Raw genomic sequence first — 22,820 nt, forward strand, 5'->3', positions numbered from 1 at the left:
CTCCCGATTTGCACGCAGATGCTGCTGGTCATCGACAACTACGACAGCTTCACCTTCAACTTGGTGCAGTACTTCGGTGAGCTGGCCGCCCAGCATCCGCTGGCGGCGGATCTGCAGGTGCATCGCAATGACGCCATCAGCCTTGAGCAGATCAGGGCCCTGAACCCCGACGCGATCTTGTTGTCGCCCGGCCCGGGGGACCCAGATCAATCGGGCGTCTGCCTGGATATCCTCCAAGAGCTGTCGGCAACCGTGCCCACGCTGGGGGTGTGTTTGGGCCATCAGGCCATCGCCCAGGTGCACGGCGGCCGGGTGGTGCGCGCCCAGCAGCAGATGCATGGCAAGACCTCGCCTGTGCTGCACAAAGGCGACGGCGTGTTCGCAGGCCTGCCCCAACCGCTGACGGCCACCCGCTACCACTCCCTCATCGCCGAGCGCGAAACCCTGCCGGACTGCCTCGAGGTGACCGCCTGGCTTGAGGACGGCACGATCATGGGCCTGCGGCACCGGGAGCATCACCACCTGCAGGGGGTGCAGTTCCATCCCGAAAGCGTGCTGACCGATCAAGGCCACCAACTGCTGGCCAACTTCCTGCGGGAAGCCGAGGGATAACGCTGTTAGCGTCCAGAGCAAGTTCATCTCCGCCCATGTCCGTCCTGCGTTCCGCTGTGACCGCCGCTGCAGGCCTGACACTGAGCCTGACCTCTCCAGCCTTGGCGGGTGGTGGGGTGTCGATCAGCAGCTACGGGCAACGGGCCCTGCTGATCCAAGGCGGCGGCCAGTCGGTGCTGCTCAACCCCTACAAGGCAGTCGGTTGTGCTGCAGGGCTTCCTGAACCCCGGCTGACGGCCGGGGTCGTTCTGGCCAACTCCGAACTCGCCGATGAAGGGGCCCGCGACATCGCCGGTGGCCGCTTTCTGGGACAACCTGGGTCGTATCGCATCGGTGGCCTAAGCCTGGAGGGCTTTGCCAGCCCCCACGACCGGATGGGCGGACGCCGCTTTGGCAATGCCACCATCTGGCGCTGGCAGCAAGGGGGCCTCAGCTTTGCCCACCTCGGTGCCACCGCTGGAGAGCTCACCGCCGCCGCCCGGGTGCTGCTGGGCAACCCCGATGTGCTGATCATCGGCGTTGGCGGTGGCAGCAAGATCTACAACGCCGAGGAAGCCGCGGCGGTGGTGAATCAGTTGAACCCCAAACGCGTGATTCCAGTGCAATACGTCAACGGAGACGCGCCCGAAGGGTGTGATCAGGAGGGTGTGCAGCCCTTCCTCGATGCCATGGGCGGAACCGCTGTGCGTCGGGTGGGCCGGTCTCAAACCCTGCCGGGCAGCCTCGACGACACCACCGTGATCACGGTGATGCAGTAATCAGCGCAGCCAGCTCTGCGCGATCCAATCCAGCAAGAGAAGCCAACAACAACAGCACTCGAGCTTTCTGGGGATTCAGGCTCCCTGCCGCCAGCAGCCCAAGCCGTTCATCCTCAGGGCACCCGTGCACGGGACCTGATCCACAGCGGTTGGCCCGCAACATCAATGGCCGCGCCCCCTGCCACACCTGAAGGGCCGAACGCTCAGCTGCCGACAACTGGCCGGCGCCAGTGCCGGTGAACACCAGGCCCGCAACACCCGCTTGAAGACAAGCGATGAGCAGGAGCGGCTCCGGCTCCACACACCCATAGAGAATCGGCACCTGGGGCCATCGCTCGGGTAATGCGAGCCCAGCGAAGGGCACCTGCCGGGATCCGCTCGCCGTTGGCAGGTGAACGCCAACGTCATCGACCCAACCCAGCGGCCCGCTGCCGGGACTGGCAAAAGCCCCCACCCCCTGGGTCGCCACCTTGGTGACAGCTCGAGCGCTATGGATCTGGCCATCCATCACCACCAAAACACCGTGGCCGCGGGCTTCTCTGCTCAAGGCCACCTGCACCGCCTGCAACAAATTCAACGGGCCATCGGCACTTAGAGCCGTCGCCGGCCGCATCGCCCCCACCAGCACCACCGGCCGGGGATTATCGATCAACAGCTGCAGCAACCAGGCGGTTTCCTCCAACGTGTTGGTGCCATGGGTGATCACCACCCCGGCCAGCTCTGGGTCCGCCGCAAAGGCATCACGAATGCGATCCACCAGCGCGCGCCAATGCTCAAAGAGCAGATCGGCGCTGTCGACATTGGCGACCTGCTCGACGCTGATCGTGGCCAGGTCTTGCAGCTGCGGCACCGCAGCCAGCAGGGCATCACCCCCCAGCACGCCAGCGGTGTAGTCGTTCAGCGTTGTGCTGTCAGCCGCACAGCCGGCAATGGTGCCGCCGGTGGCCAGCAGCAGCAGGCGCTTCATTGCTCCAGGGGGAGGAACGCCTCCATGAAGCGCTGCATCTGGCTGGTGGTGCCGATACTCACCCTGAAGCACCCATCAATCAGGGGCTTGCCCGCCATCGAGCGCACCAGGATTCCCGCCTCGCGCAACGCCGCATCAACTGCATCAACGGGTCGCTGGGGCCAGATCAACAGATAGTTGCCGCCATCGCAGTGGTGGCGAACGCCAGCATCCCGCAGCGCCTGCAGGGTCCAATCGCGGGCCCGCAGCACCTCGGCCACGTAGGCATCCACATACGACTGATCCGCCAAGGCAGCGAACGCCGCGGCCACGGCCACGCTGTTGACGTCATAGGGGCCGGTAACGCGGCTGACCCGATCGACCACATCGGCATGGCCGATGGCAAATCCGATGCGCAGCCCCGCCAAACCAGCCGTTTTGGCCAGGGAACGGAACACCAGCAGGTTCGGTGTGGCCATGAAATCAGCGCTCGGCAAGACACTGTCTCCGGTGAAGGCCTCATACAACTCATCCACCACCACCAAGGTGCCCGGAGCTGAGGCAGCCAAAGCGATCACCTGATCCGCTGGCAAACGCGTGCCGGTGGGATTGTTCGGATTGCAGATCAACAGCAACCGCGGCGCTTGGGCCTCCAACGCTTGCTGAATGGCGGCCAGGGGGAACTCGAACGTCTCGCCTTGATAGGGGATCGCCTCGATCGTCATGCCCTGCATCCCGGCGCAGGGGCTGTAGTACCCGAAGGTGGGTACTGTCGTCAGCAACGTCTCACCGGCATCGCCATAGGCCTGAAACACGGCATGAATGGCGGCATCCACACCGTTGAACAGGCCCACCTGATCAGCCTTCAACCCCGGCCGGCAGCCGGTCTCCACCAGGTTCTGGAGCAGCGCTTCCCGCAGACCGTCGTACTCCGGATACACGGCAATCTCTTCGGTGCTGAAGTTGCGCAGCGCCTGGGCCACCAGGGGGCTGGGGCCAATCGTGTTTTCGTTGAAATCCAGCCGCAACATCGTGCGGCGACCCTCCAGCGGAGCGCTGTAGGCCTTGAGTTGCTCAACGGCACCACGGGCCGCAGGAGCACCATCGGGTGTGAACGGTTGGATGTTGTCGTTCACATGCGGTCCAGGGTGGCGATGCCCAGCAGTCCGAGCCCCAGTCTGAGGGTGTCCGCCGTCAAACGACAGAGGGCCAGGCGGGATGCCAGAGCTTCCGGATCTGCCTTGAGCACCGGCACCTGGTCGTAGAAGCGGTTGAACACCTGGCTGAGCTCGAACAGATAGCTGCACAAACGATTGGGCAGCAGCTCCTCCTCCACCTCAGCGATCACGGCGTCGAACTTGAGCAGCTCCCGCACCAGGGCCCACTCCTGGGGCTCACTGAACTGCAGTTGTGCACTGGTGGCGGCAAGGTCACCACCCTTGCGGGCGATGCCGGCGATGCGCACCACGGCATAAAGGAGATAGGGCGCCGTGTTGCCCTGCAACGCCAGCATGCGATCGAAGGAGAACTGGTAGTTGGTGATCCGGTTCTGGCTGAGGTCGGCGTATTTCACCGCCGCCAAACCCACGGTTCCCGCCACATGCTGAATGAACTCCTCCGACTCGCTGCGCTCCTCCTCCTTCAGGCGTGAGCGCAGATCGGTCTCGGCGCGCTCGACGGCTTCATCGAGCAGATCCCGCAGACGCACCGTGTCGCCCGCGCGGGTCTTGAGCTTCTTGCCGTCTTCCCCCTGCACCAGGCCAAAGGGCACGTGCTCGAGGCGAGCGCCTTCAGGGATCCAGCCGGCCCGTTCGGCCACCTGGAACACACCGGCGAAATGGTTCGCCTGACCGGCATCGGTGACGTACACCACACGGCGGGCACCATCCCCCTCAGGAGCAGCACCAAAGCGGTAGCGGATTGCCGCCAGATCGGTGGTGGCGTAGTTGAAGCCGCCATCGCTCTTCTGCACGATCACCGGCAGGGGGTTGCCGTCCTTGCCCTGCACGCCTTCGAGGAACACACACTGGGCGCCGTCATCGGTGACCAACAGCTCGGCGGACTTCAACCCATCAATCACCGCCGGCAGGAAGGGGTTGTAAAACGATTCACCGCGCTCACTCAGGCGAATGTCGAGCCGGTCGTAAATCTTCTGGAACTCACGCCGCGACTGATCGCAGAGCAGGCCCCAGGCCTTGAGCGACACCGGATCGCCCCCCTGCAGCTTCACCACCTCATCGCGGGAGGTGGACTGGAAGGCTTCATCGTCATCGAAGCGCTTCTTGGCCTCGCGGTAGAAGGCCACCAGGTCTCCGAGATCCACCGCATCGGCGGTCTCAAGTGCTTCCGGCGCCACCTGCTTGAGATGGGTAATCAACATGCCGAACTGGGTGCCCCAGTCGCCCACGTGATTGAGGCGCAGCACGGGATGGCCACGGAACTCCAGCACCCGCGCCAGCGAATCGCCAATGATCGTGGAGCGCAGATGCCCCACATGCATCTCCTTGGCGATGTTGGGGCTCGAGAAGTCGACCACCACCGGTGCCTTGTTCGTCACCGCCGGCACGCCGAGCCGCTCGTCCCCAAGCCGCACCGACACCTCCGCCGCCAACCGCTCCGGGCGAATCGTGAGGTTGATGAAACCAGGCCCGGCGATCTGAGGCTCCAGGCACAGTTCCGTGAAGGCCGTATCAGCCTTCAGCTGCTCCACGATCGCCGTGGCGATCTGCCGTGGGGCCTGCTTCAACGGCTTGGCCAGGGGCAGCGCACCGTTGGCCTGAAAATCGCCAAATTCGGGCTTACTGGCCGGTGCTAGCTGGGGATCCAGCACCGTTTCCACCTCAGGGAAGGCCCGTTGCATCGCCGCCCGCAGCTGGGCATCCAGGGTCTGGGACAGGCTGAGCATGGGCAGTGCGTGGCCGGAGGAATCCGGCTCTGATCATCCCTCTTCAGGTGAAGCGCATGCTCAGATCGAGCCAGCGGCTCCGGGTGACCGGCGCGCTGGTGGAGATCAGATCGATCCCGGTGGCGGCATAGGCCTGCAGCTGTTCGGGCTGAATGCCCGAGGCCTCAAGCACCACCCCACTAGCGCTGCAGTCACGCAGGCGAGGCACCAGAGCACTGAGCTGCTGGGGAGTGAACTCATCAAGGAGCACTCCATTGGCGCCCGCCTGAACCGCTTCCAGCGCCTGGGCATCGGTCTCTGCTTCCACAATCACGGCCGTGGGCCAGGGCGCCTGCTCGCGCACGGCTGCAATGGCCGCCGTGATGCCCCCCGCCCAGGCAATGTGGTTCTCCTTAAGCATGGCCGCGTCATCGAGCCCCATGCGGTGGTTGATGCCGCCGCCGCAACGCACCGCGTATTTCTCCAGCACGCGAAGCCCAGGGGTGGTCTTGCGGGTGTCAGCAAGACGCACACCCGTGCCCTGGAGTTGGGCCACCAGATCAGCGGTGGCTGTGGCAATGCCCGACAGCCGCATGGCCAGATTCAAGGCAGTGCGTTCTCCTGCCACCAAAGCCGTTGCAGGTCCCTGCAGCTCCAGCAGGCATTCGCCCACCTCGACGGCGGCGCCGTCCTCCCGCAGCAAACGCACGCTCACCCCAGGATCAAGGCGCTGAAACAAGCGCTGCACCAACGGGCCACCGCAGAACCGCCCCTCCTGGTTGGCGACCCAATGGGCTTGACCCTGCTGGCCCTTCAACGCAGCAGCCGTCAGATCACCGCGACCGATGTCTTCCTCCAGCCAGGTCTCCAACGCAGCGGTGAGTGCCGGGGATTGCCAGTCCAAACGGTTCCTGAAGTCCGATGCATCTATTTTCCGATGCAGAAGCGCGAAAACACCCGATCCAGCACCGCTTCGGTGAGCTCTTCCCCGGTGATCTCCCCCAGAGATCGGATTGCCTCCCGCAGGTCGATGGTCCAGAAGTCCCAGGGCAGCTGCTGGGCCGCCACCTCTTGGCTGCGGGCCAGGGCCTCAGCCGCTCGGGCGGCGAGATCGCGTTGACGTTGGTTCAGCGCCACCAACATGCCGTCGGTTCCTGCAGCACCACAACGTTCGAGCAGGGCCTGCACCAGAGCCGCTTCACCCGTGCCCTCCAACGCGGACAGCTGAACATCCACCGGCTGGGGGAACGAACCCGCAGGGAGATCCGCCTTGTTGGCGACAAGGATCCTGGGGATCTGCTCGGGGATGCGCGCCAGCAATGCTGCATCTTCGGCGGTCCAGCCCGCATGGCCATCCAGCACCAACAGCACCACATCCGCCGTGGCCAAAGCTTCCTCGCTGCGGGCAATTCCCAGCTGCTCCACCGCGTCATCGGTGCTGCGAATGCCGGCGGTGTCGAGCAGGGTGATCGGCACCCCCTCCAGCACGATCTCGCTCTCCAGCAGATCCCGGGTGGTACCCGGCAGATCGGTCACGATCGCCCGCTCGCGGCGGCTCAGACGATTGAGCAGGGAACTCTTGCCCACGTTGGGGCGACCCACCAGCGCCACCCGCAGGCCCTGGCGCAGGGCATCTCCCCGCTCTCCGTCACGAACCAGCTGCTGAAGCTCCAGGCGCACGGCTTGCAGCTGCTGCAGCAACGCATCGCCATCCAAAGGGGGCAAATCCTCCTCGAAATCCACCCGAGCCTCCAGCTCGGTGAGCTGGTCGAGCAGCCGTTCCCGTAGATCTGTGATCTGGGCCTGGATCCCGCCATCAAGGCCCGCCATCGCCAACTCGGCCGCCCGGCGGCTGCGGGCCGCCACCAGCTCACTCACCGCCTCGGCGCGGGTGAGGTCGAGCCGACCGTTGAGCACCGCCCGTTGGCTGAACTCGCCAGGCAAGGCCCGACGAACTCCCGGCTGCCCCAGCACCTGTTCGAGCACCCGCTGAACAGCGATCACCCCGCCGTGGCAATGGATCTCCACCACGTCCTCCCCGGTGAAGCTCCGCGGGCCCCGCATCAGCAGCATCAGCACTTCATCCAGTCGCCGGCCTGCGCCATCGATCACGTGGCCATACACCACCCGATGCGATGCCCACTCCTGACGGCCCGGGCAGTGCACAACGCTGCGCCCCACCGCTTCCGCCGAAGGCCCGGAGAGACGAATAACAGCAATCCCACCCTGACCTGGAGCCACTGCGGTGGCCACCGCCGCAATCGTGTCGGTGCTGGGCACAGCAGTCGCCGCTGATGATCCATACCTAGGATCCAGCCGACATTTGCTGGGTTCATGCGCCGGTTGCTGCGCCTCAGTCGCATCCGGATGCGCCGCGGGGTCCTCTGGTTGTGGAGACAGGAGGGAACCCCAGGACAACGGGCCCGTGGCCTGGCCGCCGGCGTGTTCTGCGGCTGCTACCCCTTCTTCGGACTGCAGATCTTCCTCAGCGTGGGCGTCGCCACCTTGGTGCGTGGCAACCACCTGCTCGCCGCCGCAGGCACCTTGGTCAGCAACCCCCTCACCTATCTGCCTCTCTACTGGTTCAACTATCTGGTGGGCTGTCAGCTGCTGGGCCCTGGCCGATGCGCGATCAACCTTGCGGAGCTCAATCGCAGCAGCCTGTGGTCCCAGGGCTGGGACTTCACCCAACGCATCCTGCTGGGCTCGACCGTTGTGGGGATGGTGCTGGCCATCGCCAGCGGCTGGATGGCCTACCGCCTGTTTCTGCGGCGCGGGGCCCATCCTGTGGTGAGCAGAAGTCGCTAACCCGTTCCCACCCGGGCAATCCCGATCACATCCGCCATCGAGCGGATCTGGACCATCGTGCGGCTGAGCTGATCCGCACCATCCAACTCAACCCGCAGATCAATGCGGGCCGGCCGGCCCGCTGCGGTGGTCACCCGAGCATCACTGACGTTGATGGCGCCATCGGAGAGGCGCATCAAGATGTCCTTGAGGATGCCAACGCGATCAATCACCTCGATCCGCAGCTGCACGGGGAAGCGTTGCTTCTCCCGTTGGGCGTGGGTGGTGTTCCAACGCACGGGTAAACGCCGTTCCAGCGGAATCGTCTCCACGTTGGAGCAGTCCTGCCGGTGAATGGTGATGCCGTGGTTGCCGAGGGCCACCGTGCCCACGATCAATTCGCCCGGCAGCGGGCTGCAGCAGCCTCCTAGGCGGTAATCCAATCCCTCCAGTCCAAGGATCGCCCCTTCACCTCCAGAACGATCCGGCGCCACATCCCGCGATGGCACCAGAGCCATCGCCACCTCTTCGTTGCTGGGCGGCGCCTGCTGCTGTTCCGCCAGCAGGCGCATCTCCTCCCGCAGACGATTGAGCGCTTGCTGCAGCGTCACATCACCGAATCCCAGTGACGCCAACAGATCCTCGGTGGTGGGCACATTGCAGCGTTGCGCCACCCGCTGCATCGCCTCACTGTTCAGCAGGGCATCGAAGCCATCACGCCCCAGCTCCCGCTCCAGCAGATCCTTGCCCCGTTCGATCGTTTCATCGCGGTGGCTGCGCTTGTACCACTGACGAATACGGTTGCGGGCCGTGGGCGTGGCCACAAAGTTCAACCAATCCAGGCTGGGGTGAGCCGTCTTGCTGGTGAGCACCTGAACGAAATCACCGTTTTGCAGCGGTGTGGCCAGGGGGCAGAGCCGATCATTGATGCGGACGCCATGGCAGTGGTCGCCCACTTCGGAGTGGATGCGATAGGCGAAGTCGACAGCGGTTGCCCCTTTGCGCAAACCGAGCAGATCACCCTTCGGTGTGAACACAAACACCTCTTCGTCAAAGAGGTCTTCCTTGATCGACGAGAGGTAGTCGTTGTGATCGTCATTTCCTCCTTCCTGTTGCCAATCCACCAGCTGACGCAGCCAGTTGAACCGCTCCGCATCACTGCTGCTGCTGGCCGGCGAGCCTCCTTCCTTGTATTTCCAGTGGGCCGCAATCCCGAATTCGGCCACATGGTGCATCTCAAGGGTGCGGATCTGCACTTCGATCGGGCGATGCCGACCGATTACCGCTGTATGGAGGGATTGATACCCATTGGGTTTCGGCAACCCGATGTAGTCCTTGAACCGACCAGGAATCGGACGAAAGGTGTCGTGAACCACCGCCAGCGCGCGGTAACAGCTTTCGACATTGGTGGTGAGAATCCGCAACGCCGCCACGTCGTAGATCTCGTTGAACTCCTTCTGCTGACGCTGCATCTTGCTCCAGATGCCATAGAGATGCTTGGGACGACCCGTCACCTCGCAGTGCTCTAAGCCAGCTCGTTCCAGCCGCTCATTCAGCAGCCCCACCGTGACACCGAGCCGCTCCTCCCGCTCGCTGCGCTTGGTGGCCACCTCCTCTTGAATCTCACGGAAGGCCTCCGGTTCCAGCAATTTGAACGCCAGATCCTCCAGCTCCCACTTGAAGCGGCCGATGCCGAGCCGGTTGGCGAGGGGTGCATAGATCTCACGCGTTTCGCGGGCGATCCGCTGGCGCTTCTCCTCCTTCAGAGCACCAAGGGTGCGCATGTTGTGCAACCGGTCCGCCAGCTTCACCAACACCACGCGGATGTCGCTGGCCATCTCCAGGAACATCCGCCGCAGATTTTCCGCCTGCGCTTCCGTGCGGTCGTTGAAGTGAATTCCGCCGAGCTTGGTGACACCCTCCACCAGTTCACGCACCTCTGAACCGAAGTACTGCTCGATCTGATCGGGGGTGACGTCGGTGTCCTCGACCACGTCATGGAGGAACCCAGCAGCAATCACGGGGGCACTGGCGCCGATATCCCGCAACAGATCCGCCACCGCCACCGGATGAACGATGTAGGGGTCACCACTGGCCCGGAACTGTCCCTCGTGGAGCTGAAAACCGAAATCGAAGGCCGACACCAGCAGCGCCTCGGAATCCGTAGGGCAGCTTTGACCGATGCCGGGCGGCACATTGGCGATGCACTCCCTCAACCAGTCCGGCAGAGAGATGTCGTAGTCATCCGGATGGCGGATGGGATGGCGCCGGACTTCTGGCAACACACACGCCACCGCAGCCGAACCAGTGCTGGCTCGGGGCTCGTTGGGTGTTGAGGCGGCGTTGAGCATCCGACCCAGCGGATCAATCCATGGTATTCAGTGCAGGACCTCCCGTCTTTCCTGCCGCACTGTTCATGGGCCGGCCTGTTCTGGAACTCGAACAGCTGCGACTGCGCTACCCCGGCAGTGAGTACTGGACGCTGGATGGGCTGAATTTGAGCCTCGAGCCCGGGGAGACCCTGGCCTTGGTGGGATCTTCAGGATGCGGCAAAAGCACCGTGGCCCGCGCCGTGATGCAGCTGCTGCCACGGGGAACAGTCTGTGAAGGTCGGCTGGACTTAACCGGCCAGGATCCACGCCAGCTCAGGCGACCGCAGTTGCGACAGCTGCGCGGTGAGGCCGTGGGTCTGGTGTTCCAGGACCCGATGACGCGGATGAATCCGCTGATGACCGTGGGGGGACATCTGATCGACACCCTCAGAGCCCACCGGCCTGACACCAGCAACACGGCCCACCAAGAACGGGCCCGAGAGCTGCTGGAACGGGTGGGCATCGGTGCCAACCGCTTCCGCGCCTACCCCCATGAGCTCAGCGGTGGCATGCGACAACGCCTGGCCATTGCCCTGGCGATTGCCCTGGAACCGCCGCTGCTGATCGCCGATGAACCCACCACCAGCCTGGATGTGGCTGTAGCAGGGCAGGTGATGGCCGAGCTGAGTGGTCTCTGCAAAGAACTGGGCAGTGCTTTGCTGCTGATCAGCCATGACCTGGCCATGGCTGCCCGCTGGTGCGACCGCATGGCGATGCTCGACAGCGGACGCAAGGTGGAGGACGGCCCCAGCCATCAGCTGCTTACCAGGCCGAAGTCTTCCGTGGGGCAACGCCTGGTCTCCGCAGCACAGGCCCGTGAAGGTGGGAGGTCGCCGGCACGTCCCGACAACAGCAGCGTGCTGAAGGTGGAGGAACTGCGCTGCTGGCATGCGGTGGGTGGCGCGCCTTGGTCTCCTGTCTGGCTGAAGGCAGTGGATGGGGTGAGTTTCGAGCTCAGGGCCGGGGAAAGTCTTGGAGTTGTCGGAGCATCCGGCTGTGGCAAAAGCACCCTCTGCCGAGCATTGATGGGGCTCAATCCCATCCGCGGCGGACGGGTCGACCTGCTCGGCCAGGCTCTGCTGAGCCTGCGGGGAGAAGCGCTGCGGTCAGCCCGTCGGGCCCTTCAAATGGTGTTTCAGGACCCTCTGGCCTGCCTGAATCCCGCTCTGCAGGTGGCTGATGCAATCGCCGATCCATTGCTAATCCATGGCATCTGCTCCAAAGCTGCAGCCCGGGAGGAAGCCCGACGCCTGCTGGAACGGGTCGGACTCAGCCCTGCAGAGCAGTTTCAGGAGCGCCTGCCAAAGCAGCTCTCCGGTGGACAGCAACAACGGGTGGCGATCGCGCGCGCCCTGGCCTTGAAGCCCAAGGTGCTGATCTGCGATGAGAGCGTCAGCATGCTTGATGCAGAAGTGCAGGCGGATGTTCTGGGCCTACTGAGGGAGCTGCAGCAGGAGCTGGGCCTCGCGATCGTGTTCATCACCCATGACCTCTCGGTGGCCAGTGGCTTCTGTCACCGGGTGATGGTGCTGGACAAGGGGAAGGTGGTTGAGGAGGGCCCAGGGGACCGGATCTTCAGCGCTCCACAGGCACCCATCAGCCAGACCCTGGTGGAGGCCTGCCCAAGGCTGCCCCGCTGAACTCAAGCAGTCTCTGAAAGGTCAACCACGATCAGGTGCCGGCGCAAGGAAGCAGGAAGCACCTCACGGCGCACGGAGCGGATCAAAGCGGAGACCCAAGTTCTGTTGCAACGAACCCGTATGACCATCGATCGGCCTATGGATCAACCACCATCAAAAAGCGGATTCAGCACTTGTCCAGTGCACCCCTGAACCTGCAACTCTCCCCATCAACCCGACGCGGCGCGCCGCCGCAACACCCCCAATAACTTCTCCATCACCGGCGGAAGGGGTGCCTCAAACACCATCCGTTCACGACTGATTGGATGGTCCAGCCCCAACTGCACGGCATGCAGCGCTTGGCCGGGCAGTTCGATCGGCAATTTGCGGCAGCGGCTGTAGGTGGGATCCCCCACCACGGGGTGATTGATATGGGCGCAGTGGACCCGGATCTGATGGGTCCGCCCGGTGTCGAGCTTGAACCGCAACAGGGAGTAGTCCCCGAGACGCTCCACCAGGGTCCAGTGGGTGCAGGCGTAACGGCCGTTTTCAGTGCTCACCACGGCGTACTTCTTGCGATCCACCGGATGACGACCGATGGCGCCGACGATCGAGCCGGAGTCGCCGTCGGGCACACCGTGGACAACGGCGAAGTACTCACGGGAAGCGATCCGTTTCTGGATCTGAACCTGCAACCGCACCAGGGCCTCCTGGCTCTTGGCGATCACGATGCAGCCGGTGGTGTCTTTGTCGAGACGGTGGACAATCCCCGGGCGCAGCTTGCCGCTGATCCCAGGCAGATCGGGGCAGTGATGCAGCAGACCGTTGACCAAGGTGCCGTCCTTGTTGCCCGGTGCCGGGTGCACCGTCAAACCTGCGGGCTTGTTGAGCACGATCAGATGATCGTCTTCAAACAGCACATCCAGATCCATCGGCTCCGGCTTGAGGTAAGGCAACGGTTCCGGGGGCGGCATCCAGAGCTGCACTTCGTCGCCCTGACGCAACGGTGTTTTGGCCTTGCCGGTCTTGCCGTTGACGCGCACATACCCCGCGTCGATGAACTTCTGAATCCGGGCTCTGCTCTGCTCCGTGCGCTGACTGACCAGCCAACGGTCCAGCCGCATCGGCAGCGGTTTGGGATACCTCAACGTGAGCAGCTCTCCCTCACCCTCCCCAAAGCGGTCGGTAAAGGTCTCTTCCGGCAGCGGAGGACGCTTCCACTGCGGACTCATGCCGGCAGCTCCAGGGCGATGCTGCCGAGGGCCGATTTACGGAAATCATCCAGCAGCCGCTGGGCCATGCGTGCTGTTTCCCCAGAGGTGTGGCGGGACGCTGCAGCCTCCAGCCAAAGGGCGGGGTCCGCCGTTTCACCGCTCAGGGGAATGCCATAACGCTCCTGCAGGAGCGGGAGCGTTACTCCAGCCGCGGCCTGCGATTCGGCATCGATCAATAGCTGCAGAAAGGCCTGAGCCACCAGTTCACCGTCGTAGGCGGCCTGGCCGATGTCGTCACAAAGGGCGAGCCTCAGGGCCGCTTGCTGGTCATCGAGCCGGGGGGGCAGAACCCCTGGTGCATCAAGGAGATCCAGGTCTTGCCCCAGACGCACCCAGCGCAGGGTTCGCGTCACCCCAGCCCGCCGGGCACTGGCCACCACCTTCTGCCTCACCAAACGATTGATCAGGGCGGACTTACCCACGTTGGGAAATCCCAGGGTGAGGGCCCGCACCGGCCTGGGCCGCATGCCCCTGTTGCGACGGCGTTCGTTGAGCTGATCTCCGGCGCGAATCGCTGCCTGCTGCACCTGCTTCACCCCGGTACCGGCCTTGGCATCACACCAAACGGTGCGCTGACCTTGGGCCTTGAACCAGGCCTCCCAGGCCTCCTTGGCGGCCGCTGTGACCATGTCACGCCGATTGATCACCAAGAGGTGCTGCTTGCCCTTCAGCCAGCGGTTGAGATGGGGGTGACCTGTGGCGAGAGGGATGCGGGCATCGCGGACCTCAATCACCAGATCCACCTTGTCGAGATGGCGTTTGAGCTGCTGCTCCGCCTTCGCGATGTGGCCGGGATACCACTGAATCGTTGGAGTGCTCACAAACGCAAACGCACAGAACAGGTGGCCCGCTGAAACACATTCACATTGAACTCGCCGGCGCTATCGCCCTTCACACGGGTTAATGTCACCCCGTTTTCTTACCGCACGAGACAACCCTATGGCGAAGCGTTCCCTGGCCAGCCTCCAAGCCGGCGACCTGAGCGGCAAACGCGTTCTCGTGCGGGTTGACTTCAACGTGCCCCTGAACGATGCCGGTGCGATCACCGACGACACCCGCATCCGTGCCGCCCTGCCCACGATCAACGACCTGATCAGCAAGGGCGCCAAGGTGATCCTTTCTGCTCACTTCGGCCGTCCCAAGGGCCAGGTCAATGACGCGATGCGCCTGACCCCCGTGGCGGCTCGCCTGAGCGAACTGCTGGGCAAATCCGTAACCAAGACCGACAGCTGCATCGGTCCTGATGCCGAAGCCAAGGTTGGCGCCATGGCCAACGGCGATGTGGTGCTGCTGGAGAACGTTCGCTTCTTCGCTGAGGAAGAGAAGAACGAAGCCGGCTTCGCCGAGAAACTGGCTGGTCTGGCTGAGGTGTACGTGAACGACGCCTTCGGCGCCGCCCACCGAGCCCATGCCTCCACCGAAGGCGTGACCAAGTTCCTCAAGCCCTCCGTCGCCGGCTTCCTGATGGAGAAGGAGCTCCAGTACCTGCAGGGTGCTGTGGATGAGCCCAAGCGTCCCTTGGCCGCCATCGTCGGTGGATCCAAGGTGAGCTCCAAGATCGGCGTGCTCGAGGCCCTGATCGACAAGTGCGACAAGGTGCTGATCGGCGGCGGCATGATCTTCACCTTCTACAAGGCTCGCGGCCTCGCAGTGGGCAAGAGCCTGGTGGAAGAGGACAAGCTGGAACTGGCCAAGGAGCTGGAAGCCAAGGCCAAGGCCAAGGGCGTGCAGCTGCTGCTTCCTACCGATGTGATGTTGGCCGACAACTTCGCCCCCGACGCCAACAGTCAGATCGCTGACATCAACGCCATCCCTGATGGCTGGATGGGCCTCGACATCGGCCCCGACTCGATCAAGGTGTTCCAGGACGCCCTGGCGGATTGCCAGACCGTGATCTGGAACGGCCCCATGGGCGTGTTCGAGTTCGACAAGTTCGCTGCTGGCACCAACGCCATCGCCACCACCCTGGCGGACCTGAGCGGCAAGGGCTGCTGCACGATCATCGGCGGCGGTGACTCCGTTGCAGCCGTTGAGAAGGCTGGCCTGGCCGAGAAGATGTCTCACATCTCCACCGGTGGCGGCGCCAGCCTTGAACTGCTGGAAGGCAAGGTGCTGCCCGGTGTGGCTGCCCTCGACGCCGCCTGATCAGACGTTCAGGTCTGGAGCTTCCGGCCTTTGGCATCGCGCTTCTTGCCGGTCCGCGCCGGAAGCCCCAGCTGATTCCGCACTTTGTTCACGTATGCCCGGTAGTCCTGCTTGAGGGACTTCCGGGCTTTTTTCATGTCCTTACGACACGTCTTGATCTCATTCGCGGATGCTGCCGCATCAACACAGAGCTGATGGCTCTGCAGGAGATCCAGTCGACGCTCGTAGTTGTCTTTGAACCAGGTCTTGCGGGCCTGGAACAGAACCTGGCTCTGCTCAGGGGACTGATCCCGCCCAGCCACTGCCGATGGAGACATTGTCATGACCGGTGCTGCCATCAGTGCAGCCAGAGCCAGGGAGGCGTTGGAGATGCGCATGGATGAAGCCTTCGCAATGCATCCATTCTGGTAACACACATCAATCAGGATCTGAATGGTCTGCCATGAGTCATGACCAGATCTGACTTGAGCCTGGGCTTCGTGGGGCTGGGCGCTCTCGGCTTACCGATGGCGATCAACCTGCACCGCGCCGGCTTTCAGCTGAGGGTGCACACCCGCAGCCGCACAGCCGAAACCAGGCCGGAGCTCGAGGGTGCAGCTCGATGTTCCAGCCCAGCCGAGGCCAGCGCCGGCGTTGACGTTCTTCTTCTGTGCGTCAGCGACGACGCAGCAGTTGAGGAGGTCTTGTTCGGACCCCACGGAGCTGCGTCACAACTCACCACCGGCAGCGTGGTGCTGGATTGCTCCACCATTGCTCCCGCCACAGCCCAACGCTGTGCCGAGCGCCTGGCGCGCCAGAACATCCATTACCTGGATGCCCCAGTCACCGGCGGCACGGAAGGTGCCAAACGCGGCAGCCTCACAGTGCTGGTTGGAGGAGCCACCGAGCCGCTGGAGCGTGTTCGGCCGATTCTCGAGGTGATCAGCTCCTCCATCCATCACTTCGGCAGCGTGGGGCGAGGGCAGCAGGTGAAGGCGGTGAACCAGGTACTAGTGGCCGGCAGCTATGCCGCCGTGGCTGAGGCAGTGGCCCTGGGCCAGCGCCTGGATCTACCCATGCCACTGGTGGTCGACGCTCTCAAAAACGGAGCAGCCGGATCCTGGGCTCTGGAGCATCGCAGCACCACCATGCTTGAAGGCACCTATCCCCTCGGCTTCCGGCTCAGCCTGCACCGCAAAGATCTCGGTATCGCCCTCGACACAGCCAGAGCAGTCGAACTGGATCTACCCGTGACGACGCTGGTGGAACAGCTGGAACTCGATCTGATCAACGACGGCCATGGCGATGAAGACGTGTCCGCACTGCATCGTTGGAACCCTGCGATGGGAGAGAGCTAATTGCTGCTGACCACCCGCACCCGCTTGGTGGCCGTCACCACCCCATCGGGATGCACCAGCATCACAGCCCAGGTCTGCGAACCGGGTTGCTGCGGTGCCTGGACGCTCTTGAACAAACCACCACCACCCAGAGGTGCCAGCGGCAGATTGGGGCGAATCTGAGCCGACAACTGCTCATCGGTGAGGTCGAGCAAGCCGCCCGCCACCAGTGCCTGGCCCAGCGGCTCTTCAACCACCAGATCAATGTCGTAGCGACTGCCGGTCAGCACGACATCGGGGATCGAGACGTTGACGGCCAACGGGCGTTCACCGCTGCGGAGCAACGACTGCTGGGCCAACAGTTCCTGCTCCACAAGCTGGCCGTCTTCAAGCCGAATCGCGATCTGTTCCGAGGCTTCCAAGGCGTAGTTCAGCCCCTCGGATTCGGCGGCACCACGCACCCGCAGGCTGAGGGTCTGACGGCCATCCGGCGTGGGCGCTGCAGGCTCCACTTGCCAGGTGACCTCAGGGAAATCCTGACGGAATCTCTGATAGCGCTGGGCCAATACTGGCTGCAGCTCAACGCTGGCCACCGTGTCGAACGCCGTAGGGGCACCACTCGCAGAACCACCGCTGTTCAACACCGTTTGCAGGCGGGAACTGAAGCTCTCCACCGCACTGCCCTCACGACCGGGCTGCTCGAGGGCATGGACCGGAGATAACACCAGCGCTATGGCCGACACCAGCGTGGCTCCCAGGAAACGACGCACGGGCCGGAACGCAACAACCCAATTAAGTTAGGCGTGGTGAGCGGAGACGGCCGACGCGATGACCCGGCTTCTGATCGCTGCCAGCGGCACCGGCGGCCATCTCTTTCCAGCTCTGGCTGTTGCAGAAGCCGTTGAAGACCAGTGGCCCGTGCGCTGGCTGGGGGTGCCCGATCGACTCGAAACGCGTCTGGTGCCCGAACGCTTTGGCTTGGTGTGCGTGAATGCCGGAGGCCTGCAGGGGCGTGGGCTGACCAAGTTGCTGCAGCTGCTGCGTCTGTTGCTGGCCAGCGTCAGCGTGCGGCGGGTGATCCGCCGGAACGCGATCGATGTGGTGTTCACCACCGGCGGCTACATCGCCGCCCCCGCGATCCTTGCGGCGCGCTGGTGTGGCATTCCCGTGGTGCTGCATGAATCCAATGCCATCCCGGGGCGCGTCACCCGCTTGCTGGGTCGCTTCTGCAGCGCCGTGGCCATTGGCCTCCCCGCTGCCGCCAAGCGCATCCCCGGCAGCCAGCCGGTACTGACCGGCACGCCGGTGCGTTCCAGCTTCCTGGCGGCGCAACCCCTGCCGGCCTGGGTCCCCAGCGGCGAGGGCCCGCTGTTGGTGGTGATGGGCGGCAGTCAAGGCGCGGTGGGATTGAACCGCATGGTGCGTGCTGCGGTGCCTCCCCTTTTGGAGCAGGGCTGCCGGGTGGTGCACCTCACCGGCGACAACGATCCCGACATCGAGCAACTGCAGCATCCACAGCTGGTGGAACGCAGCTTCAGCGATGAGATTCCCGGGCTGCTGCAACATGCCGATCTGGCCATCAGCCGCGCGGGGGCCGGCAGCCTCAGTGAACTAGCGGTCTGCGGGACTCCCAGCGTGCTGGTGCCGTTCCCGCAGGCAGCAGACCAGCATCAGGAGGCCAATGCCGCCTGCGCCGCGTCTTTGGGTGCTGCGGTGATCGTGCATCAACACGAACCAGACCAGCCGGTGTTGTTGAACACCGTTCAACGGCTCCTGGCAGCACGGCTGGGGCAGCCCACGGCCGCACCCGATCCCCTCGCACAGATGCGTGAAGGCATGCAGGCCTTGGCGGAACGGGATGCCGAGCGGCAACTGGCTGCCTTGCTTCAGGCGCTGGTGGACTGAGTCAAATCAGAGGGTTGCGCTGCAGCTCCTCACGCAACGCCCTCACGATGCGGCGGTTGTTGCGGCGAGATTGCAAGCCGATCCGTAGCCAGGTTTCACCCAAGCCCTCAAAGGAGCGGCAATCACGCAGAAGAATGCGATGCCGCTGCTCCAATGCTTCCCGCAATGGCACTAGGGAGCGGTTCGATCGAATCAACAGGTAATTCACTGCCGACGGCATGGGGGTAATGCCAGGCAGCGCCGCTAACTGCTGCTGCATCCAGGCGCCTTCTATGGCCACCCAACGCTGAACCCGCTCACACCAGCGGTGGTAACGCCGAGGTGATGCCAACAACCTTTCGCCAACAGCCAGGGCGATGCCATTCACGGGCCAGGGATCCCGCCACAGGGCCCAACGCTGCAGCCGCTGCGGTTGCGCAACGGCATAGCCCAAGCGAAGCCCGGCGATGCCATACAGCTTGGTGAGGCTGCGGATCACCACCAGGTTGGAATGCTCTGCCACCAACGGAATCATCGACTCCTGTTCGCCATTGGGCACCAAGGGCAGAAACGCTTCATCGCAGATCACCAGTGCGTAGCGCTCCAACAGCGACTGCAACGAGGCACGGCTCCAGAGCTGACCGGTGGGGTTGTGGGGATTGCAGATCCACAACACAGCCCCCTTCATGGCGGGATGCACCAGCGGGCCAGCGTGATCCCAGGTCAATGCCAAGGACCCGTCGATCCGAGAAGCGTTCCAACACTTCAAAGCCCGCCGGTAGTCGGCGAACCCGGGAGCGAGAAGCGCACTGACGCCAGCAGCAGCAGCGTCGCGCGCCGCCCAGGTGAACAACTCAGCTGCCCCGTTGCCAGGAAGCACAGCATCAGGATCCACGCCATGCAAGCCCGCCATCGCCTGGCGCAGGGACGTCTGCCCCCGATCGGGGTAGTTGCGGATGGCGGTCAGGGGGATGCGGGAGCAAGGCGGACTCCAGGGGGCCAGAGAAGCACTGGCATCCAGCAGCTGCGATGGCTTGCAGTTCAACCTCGCAGCGGCTGCTTCGCGGTTGCCGCCATGGCGCAGGTCGACGCCCATCCCGACTCCCGATAAAACGCAGAGATATCACCAGAGTGACCCACTGCCTATGCCAGCACGAGTGCTGCTGTTCACACTGCTGTTCGCCGCGCCACTGGTGGCACGGGCGGACGATCTGATCGTGTTGCTGCAGCAACGGAATTGCCCGGACTGTCGCCTGGTGGATGTGGATCTGGTGCACGCCGACCTGCGGGATGCAGATCTGCAGCGAGCCCAACTGCAACGCGCCAATCTTGGACAGGCACGCCTCGATGGAGCAGATCTAAGCGGCGCCGATCTCAGCTTCACAAGCATGCAAGGAGCATCCCTTAGAGGGACCAAGCTGCACGGAGCAAGGCTCTATGGCACTGATTTGAGAAATGCAGATCTCACTGGTGCCATGCTGGATCCCAACGCTCTCGAGGAAGCCCACTGGAGCGGTGCCAAAGGCATGCAACCTCAGGCCCAAAGTCATGCAGCCCTACATAATGCAGGGGTAGGCGCTGCGGAAAGTGATCGCTGGAAACAGGCAGAAAACTTATTCGGGCTTGCCATCAGCAAACAAACGGACGCTGCGGAAAGCTGGGTTGCGAGAGGCATTGCACGCGAGAAGCTGGGCAAACGTCAACTAGCAATTCAGGACTTCATCTACGCCAGCAACTTATACGCCAAAAAAGGTGCAACATCCCATGCCGGCCAATTACAGACAGCCGCAAGATCTTTGCAAGACAAAGTGAACAACGCTCAGAATGGCAATGGTGTGGGATCTGCACTTCTTGACGGGCTTCTTTCAACCTCGCAGGCGCTATTACCGCTGGCAATGAAACTATTTATGCCAGCAATTAGTTTCTGATCAGCTAGCCCCCATCAACCGTCGCGATTCTCTGGTTGAAGGCCGATAACCGTAACCATATGTACTTTCTTCATCGTCAAGAATTCGAGGAGACACCAATATCACCAGCTCACGCTTATTGCGGCGTCCCGCAGAGCTCCTGAAAAATTGACCGATCAATGGGATATCACCAAGGATCGGCCATTTCGAAACAGCTTGAACATCAGAATCAGATATGACTCCTGTCAATATAAGAGTCTGGCCGTCGCGAACCCTTACTGTACCTGTATCCAATCTCCGTAAACTCAATACAGATATTGGCCCACAACCCTGAACATCTTGCGTAGATGTAGTCGCCGATATTGCAGGAGAAAGCGTAAAAGTTACAAATCCATTATCATCAATTTTTTTCACTCTTGCGCCAACAGTCAATCCTGAAATACCAAATACAGGCTGACAAGTGTTTGCAGCGCCATTTTGACCAGATTCAACAGAATAATTCGTAATCTCGTTAGTACCTACGGCAACATAAGACTCGTTGGAGTAAGGCCTACCTATTCCAGTTGATTCCAGCCCCTGCTGCAAACTTTGCCCTTCCACTCCGCCTGGGACGGGCTCAGGATTTTCGCTTAATATCATCGTAGGGCTGGCCAATGTCTTTGCGCTACCAGAAGAAATAGAAGCGCGTAAATACTCAAAAATACGATTTTTAGGATAAACAAGCCCTGGATTTATACGCCCAGGAATTGTACTTGGAGGTATGACCTGCGTTTGCACTGCAGCCCCGTCACCTGAAACAGTTACTGTCTCAGGCTTTCCACTCGATGCTCCTCCAGCAATCACATCAAAGTTATTAGAGTTAGGTGGCAATAACTCGCCAAACGAAGCAGACAAACGGCCATCATCACTAACAATAAAATTATTGCCATAGCGGAAAGCAAAATCATTTTGAATTGACGAATCATTATCAAGAGTCACATCCAATATCCTGACCGAAAGCGCAACCTGCCTTTGCCTCAAATCAATTTTCTTCAAATAAGATGCTGCCACATCGACAACCCGAGAATCGCCTATCAATGTGATCGTCTGCAGTCTAGAATCAGTTGTCCCCGATAAGCCCTTTAAAGGGCCTTCAGAAGCACCGTAAGTATCTATCTGAGTTAAATTTGACCTGAACGAACTACTCCTTCTGCCAGCTCTGCTATCAATGTATCCCAGATCCCCAGACTCTTTCAGCTCTAACTTTCGAGTGGAATCGGTACCAATACCCTGTTTACCAGACTCACCTTCATCAACTGATCGAACTGTTGTAACCTGAGATATTTTGGCGCCAAGACTACCCAAAAACATTGCAGCAGAGAGGGCAGACACGCTATTCAACCGATACGTCTTAGAAAGAGTCGCCCCAAACCCTTTGGAAGAAACATTTTCACCGACTAAAAGCATTTTTCCCTCTAGCTTCCCCTGCAGACCAGAAGCCAACAGCACAGAATTTACAGCCCTGGAGTAATCTTCTTCAACAAACTGTAGGGTTACTGGATACAGACTTCTTGACAGAGTTTCATCAGCATTCTCTTTGGCAGAGCGCGCTTCGGCGAGGGTATTTCCAACGAATACGAATCCATACCCGCCTAGTTTTGCCAAAGACATTAATGCATCTTTTGCGGCAGCATTATTAAGAGTGAGAGATACCGGTGGCCCACTCAAATTCACATAGCTGCGGTTCTGCAACAGCATCGTTCCGACTGCCATGTCTCCCAGCGGCGGCGCCGAAGCCCGCGCATGCATGGGTGGAATGAACGCAGACTGCTGGACTCGGCCGGGCCGGTTTAAGTCAAGCCGGCCACTCATCAAGGCCGTCGTTTGAATCGGCAAACGTGTGAATGAGACGATCAGACTGGTGCCATCCACTTGAATCTTTGGCTTCGGCAAGGATGTTCCCTGCGAAGCTCGCACGGTCAGCTGCAATTCACCTGAACCAGTAGCGCTTAGACGAATTGATTGAAGACCAGCTTCTGACAACTCGACTTCTTGGGATCGACGGAGAAGCAACGGAGCCGCAGCTCGCAGCTGCCCGCTCCACTGTGTTGCCGAACTCCTCTCGCTTATGACGCGTGCATCAGACGACACTCCATCAACAACAACATCAACACGATCACCCAAACGGCGAAGTGTCAACACAGCAGAGGCAGCGGCAACCTCTGAAGAGGCGGCAAGCATGCACAGCTCAATGCATGGAGCACCGAACCCCAGAGCCATGACAAAAGGGAGCATGCGTCGAATCACCAAGCTGCTCACCTTGCCCGTCATCATTGA

20 protein-coding genes are annotated in these 22,820 nt (G+C 62.1%); 8 read left to right on the top strand and 12 right to left on the bottom strand.

Features of this window, described 5'->3' with window-relative positions:
• Positions 1 to 18: 18 nt before the first annotated feature.
• Together DXY29_RS08035 and DXY29_RS08040 are read left to right on the top strand one after the other, a co-directional pair.
• Positions 19 to 612, top strand: coding sequence for an aminodeoxychorismate/anthranilate synthase component II (locus DXY29_RS08035; protein ID WP_115024508.1), 594 nt, complete (start codon positions 19 to 21; stop codon positions 610 to 612).
• Positions 613 to 647: 35 nt separating this feature from the next.
• Positions 648 to 1,370: an MBL fold metallo-hydrolase gene (locus DXY29_RS08040; RefSeq protein ID WP_115024510.1), complete on the top strand. Its 723-nt coding sequence runs from the start codon at positions 648 to 650 to the stop codon at positions 1,368 to 1,370.
• On the opposite strand, the gene DXY29_RS08045 is transcribed toward DXY29_RS08040, so the two are convergent.
• From DXY29_RS08045 to mnmE, 5 genes are read right to left on the bottom strand one after another with little or no spacing between them, the layout of a single operon-like run.
• Positions 1,354 to 2,337, bottom strand: a complete 984-nt coding sequence (locus tag DXY29_RS08045) for an asparaginase (protein WP_115024512.1) — start codon at positions 2,335 to 2,337, stop codon at positions 1,354 to 1,356. The two genes, DXY29_RS08040 and DXY29_RS08045, sit on opposite strands and share 17 nt — an antisense overlap.
• A complete protein-coding gene (locus tag DXY29_RS08050; RefSeq protein WP_115024514.1) occupies positions 2,334 to 3,452 on the bottom strand; it encodes a histidinol-phosphate transaminase in 1,119 nt (372 codons plus the stop codon). Before DXY29_RS08050 ends, DXY29_RS08045 begins: the two co-directional genes overlap by 4 nt.
• Entirely contained in the window at positions 3,449 to 5,221 is a 1,773-nt protein-coding gene (gene argS, locus DXY29_RS08055) for an arginine--tRNA ligase (protein ID WP_115024516.1), read from the bottom strand. The genes DXY29_RS08050 and argS overlap by 4 nt, the downstream gene beginning before the upstream one ends.
• Positions 5,222 to 5,264: 43 nt before the next feature.
• Complete coding sequence (gene nadC / locus DXY29_RS08060; protein ID WP_115024518.1) at positions 5,265 to 6,104, bottom strand: carboxylating nicotinate-nucleotide diphosphorylase; 840 nt, start codon at positions 6,102 to 6,104, stop codon at positions 5,265 to 5,267.
• 23 nt (positions 6,105 to 6,127) lie between these two features.
• On the bottom strand, positions 6,128 to 7,480 hold the full coding sequence (gene mnmE, locus DXY29_RS08065) for a tRNA uridine-5-carboxymethylaminomethyl(34) synthesis GTPase MnmE (protein ID WP_115024520.1): 1,353 nt from the start codon (positions 7,478 to 7,480) through the stop codon (positions 6,128 to 6,130).
• Positions 7,481 to 7,534: 54 nt separating this feature from the next.
• On the opposite strand from mnmE, the gene DXY29_RS08070 reads away from it, so the two are divergent.
• Entirely contained in the window at positions 7,535 to 8,008 is a 474-nt protein-coding gene (locus DXY29_RS08070; RefSeq protein ID WP_170952170.1) for a DUF2062 domain-containing protein, read from the top strand.
• Here the strand turns inward: DXY29_RS08070 and DXY29_RS08075 are convergent.
• Complete coding sequence (locus tag DXY29_RS08075) at positions 8,005 to 10,338, bottom strand: bifunctional (p)ppGpp synthetase/guanosine-3',5'-bis(diphosphate) 3'-pyrophosphohydrolase (protein WP_115024522.1); 2,334 nt, start codon at positions 10,336 to 10,338, stop codon at positions 8,005 to 8,007. The genes DXY29_RS08070 and DXY29_RS08075 overlap by 4 nt on opposite strands.
• A gap of 20 nt (positions 10,339 to 10,358) precedes the next feature.
• Here DXY29_RS08075 and DXY29_RS08080 point away from each other — a divergent pair, with 20 nt between their 5' ends.
• Complete coding sequence (locus tag DXY29_RS08080) at positions 10,359 to 11,999, top strand: ABC transporter ATP-binding protein (RefSeq protein WP_115024523.1); 1,641 nt, start codon at positions 10,359 to 10,361, stop codon at positions 11,997 to 11,999.
• Positions 12,000 to 12,208: 209 nt separating this feature from the next.
• Here DXY29_RS08080 and DXY29_RS08085 read toward each other — a convergent pair whose 3' ends face one another.
• Both DXY29_RS08085 and ylqF read right to left on the bottom strand, forming a co-directional pair.
• A complete protein-coding gene (locus DXY29_RS08085; RefSeq protein WP_115024526.1) occupies positions 12,209 to 13,210 on the bottom strand; it encodes an RluA family pseudouridine synthase in 1,002 nt (333 codons plus the stop codon).
• Positions 13,207 to 14,073, bottom strand: a complete 867-nt coding sequence (ylqF, locus tag DXY29_RS08090; RefSeq protein ID WP_115024527.1) for a ribosome biogenesis GTPase YlqF — start codon at positions 14,071 to 14,073, stop codon at positions 13,207 to 13,209. The genes DXY29_RS08085 and ylqF overlap by 4 nt, the downstream gene beginning before the upstream one ends.
• Before the next feature lie 118 nt (positions 14,074 to 14,191).
• Between ylqF and pgk the strand changes: the two genes are divergently transcribed.
• Positions 14,192 to 15,397 carry a phosphoglycerate kinase gene (gene pgk / locus DXY29_RS08095; protein WP_115024528.1) on the top strand — a complete coding sequence of 402 codons (1,206 nt, stop codon included), beginning with the start codon at positions 14,192 to 14,194 and terminating at the stop codon, positions 15,395 to 15,397.
• A gap of 8 nt (positions 15,398 to 15,405) precedes the next feature.
• Here pgk and DXY29_RS08100 read toward each other — a convergent pair whose 3' ends face one another.
• On the bottom strand, positions 15,406 to 15,774 hold the full coding sequence (locus DXY29_RS08100) for a hypothetical protein (protein WP_115024529.1): 369 nt from the start codon (positions 15,772 to 15,774) through the stop codon (positions 15,406 to 15,408).
• 72 nt (positions 15,775 to 15,846) lie between these two features.
• On the opposite strand from DXY29_RS08100, the gene DXY29_RS08105 reads away from it, so the two are divergent.
• Positions 15,847 to 16,734, top strand: a complete 888-nt coding sequence (locus tag DXY29_RS08105) for an NAD(P)-dependent oxidoreductase (RefSeq protein WP_115024530.1) — start codon at positions 15,847 to 15,849, stop codon at positions 16,732 to 16,734.
• On the opposite strand, the gene DXY29_RS08110 is transcribed toward DXY29_RS08105, so the two are convergent.
• Positions 16,731 to 17,483 (bottom strand): hypothetical protein, encoded by a 753-nt coding sequence (locus DXY29_RS08110; protein ID WP_244279352.1) that lies wholly within the window; start codon positions 17,481 to 17,483, stop codon positions 16,731 to 16,733. The genes DXY29_RS08105 and DXY29_RS08110 overlap by 4 nt on opposite strands.
• Before the next feature lie 58 nt (positions 17,484 to 17,541).
• Between DXY29_RS08110 and murG the strand changes: the two genes are divergently transcribed.
• On the top strand, positions 17,542 to 18,618 hold the full coding sequence (gene murG / locus DXY29_RS08115; RefSeq protein WP_115024531.1) for an undecaprenyldiphospho-muramoylpentapeptide beta-N-acetylglucosaminyltransferase: 1,077 nt from the start codon (positions 17,542 to 17,544) through the stop codon (positions 18,616 to 18,618).
• Position 18,619: 1 nt separating this feature from the next.
• Here murG and DXY29_RS08120 read toward each other — a convergent pair whose 3' ends face one another.
• Complete coding sequence (locus DXY29_RS08120) at positions 18,620 to 19,693, bottom strand: threonine-phosphate decarboxylase (protein ID WP_115024532.1); 1,074 nt, start codon at positions 19,691 to 19,693, stop codon at positions 18,620 to 18,622.
• 49 nt (positions 19,694 to 19,742) lie between these two features.
• On the opposite strand from DXY29_RS08120, the gene DXY29_RS08125 reads away from it, so the two are divergent.
• Complete coding sequence (locus DXY29_RS08125) at positions 19,743 to 20,525, top strand: pentapeptide repeat-containing protein (RefSeq protein ID WP_115024533.1); 783 nt, start codon at positions 19,743 to 19,745, stop codon at positions 20,523 to 20,525.
• Here DXY29_RS08125 and DXY29_RS08130 read toward each other — a convergent pair whose 3' ends face one another.
• The gene (locus DXY29_RS08130) at positions 20,526 to 22,814 is read right to left on the bottom strand and encodes a type II secretion system protein GspD (protein WP_115025003.1); all 2,289 of its coding nucleotides are present in this window, start codon (positions 22,812 to 22,814) and stop codon (positions 20,526 to 20,528) included.
• Positions 22,815 to 22,820: the final 6 nt, after the last annotated feature.

Origin of the sequence: Synechococcus sp. UW69, from assembly GCF_900474185.1 — a bacterium.
In the GTDB taxonomy this organism is placed as follows: domain Bacteria; phylum Cyanobacteriota; class Cyanobacteriia; order PCC-6307; family Cyanobiaceae; genus Parasynechococcus.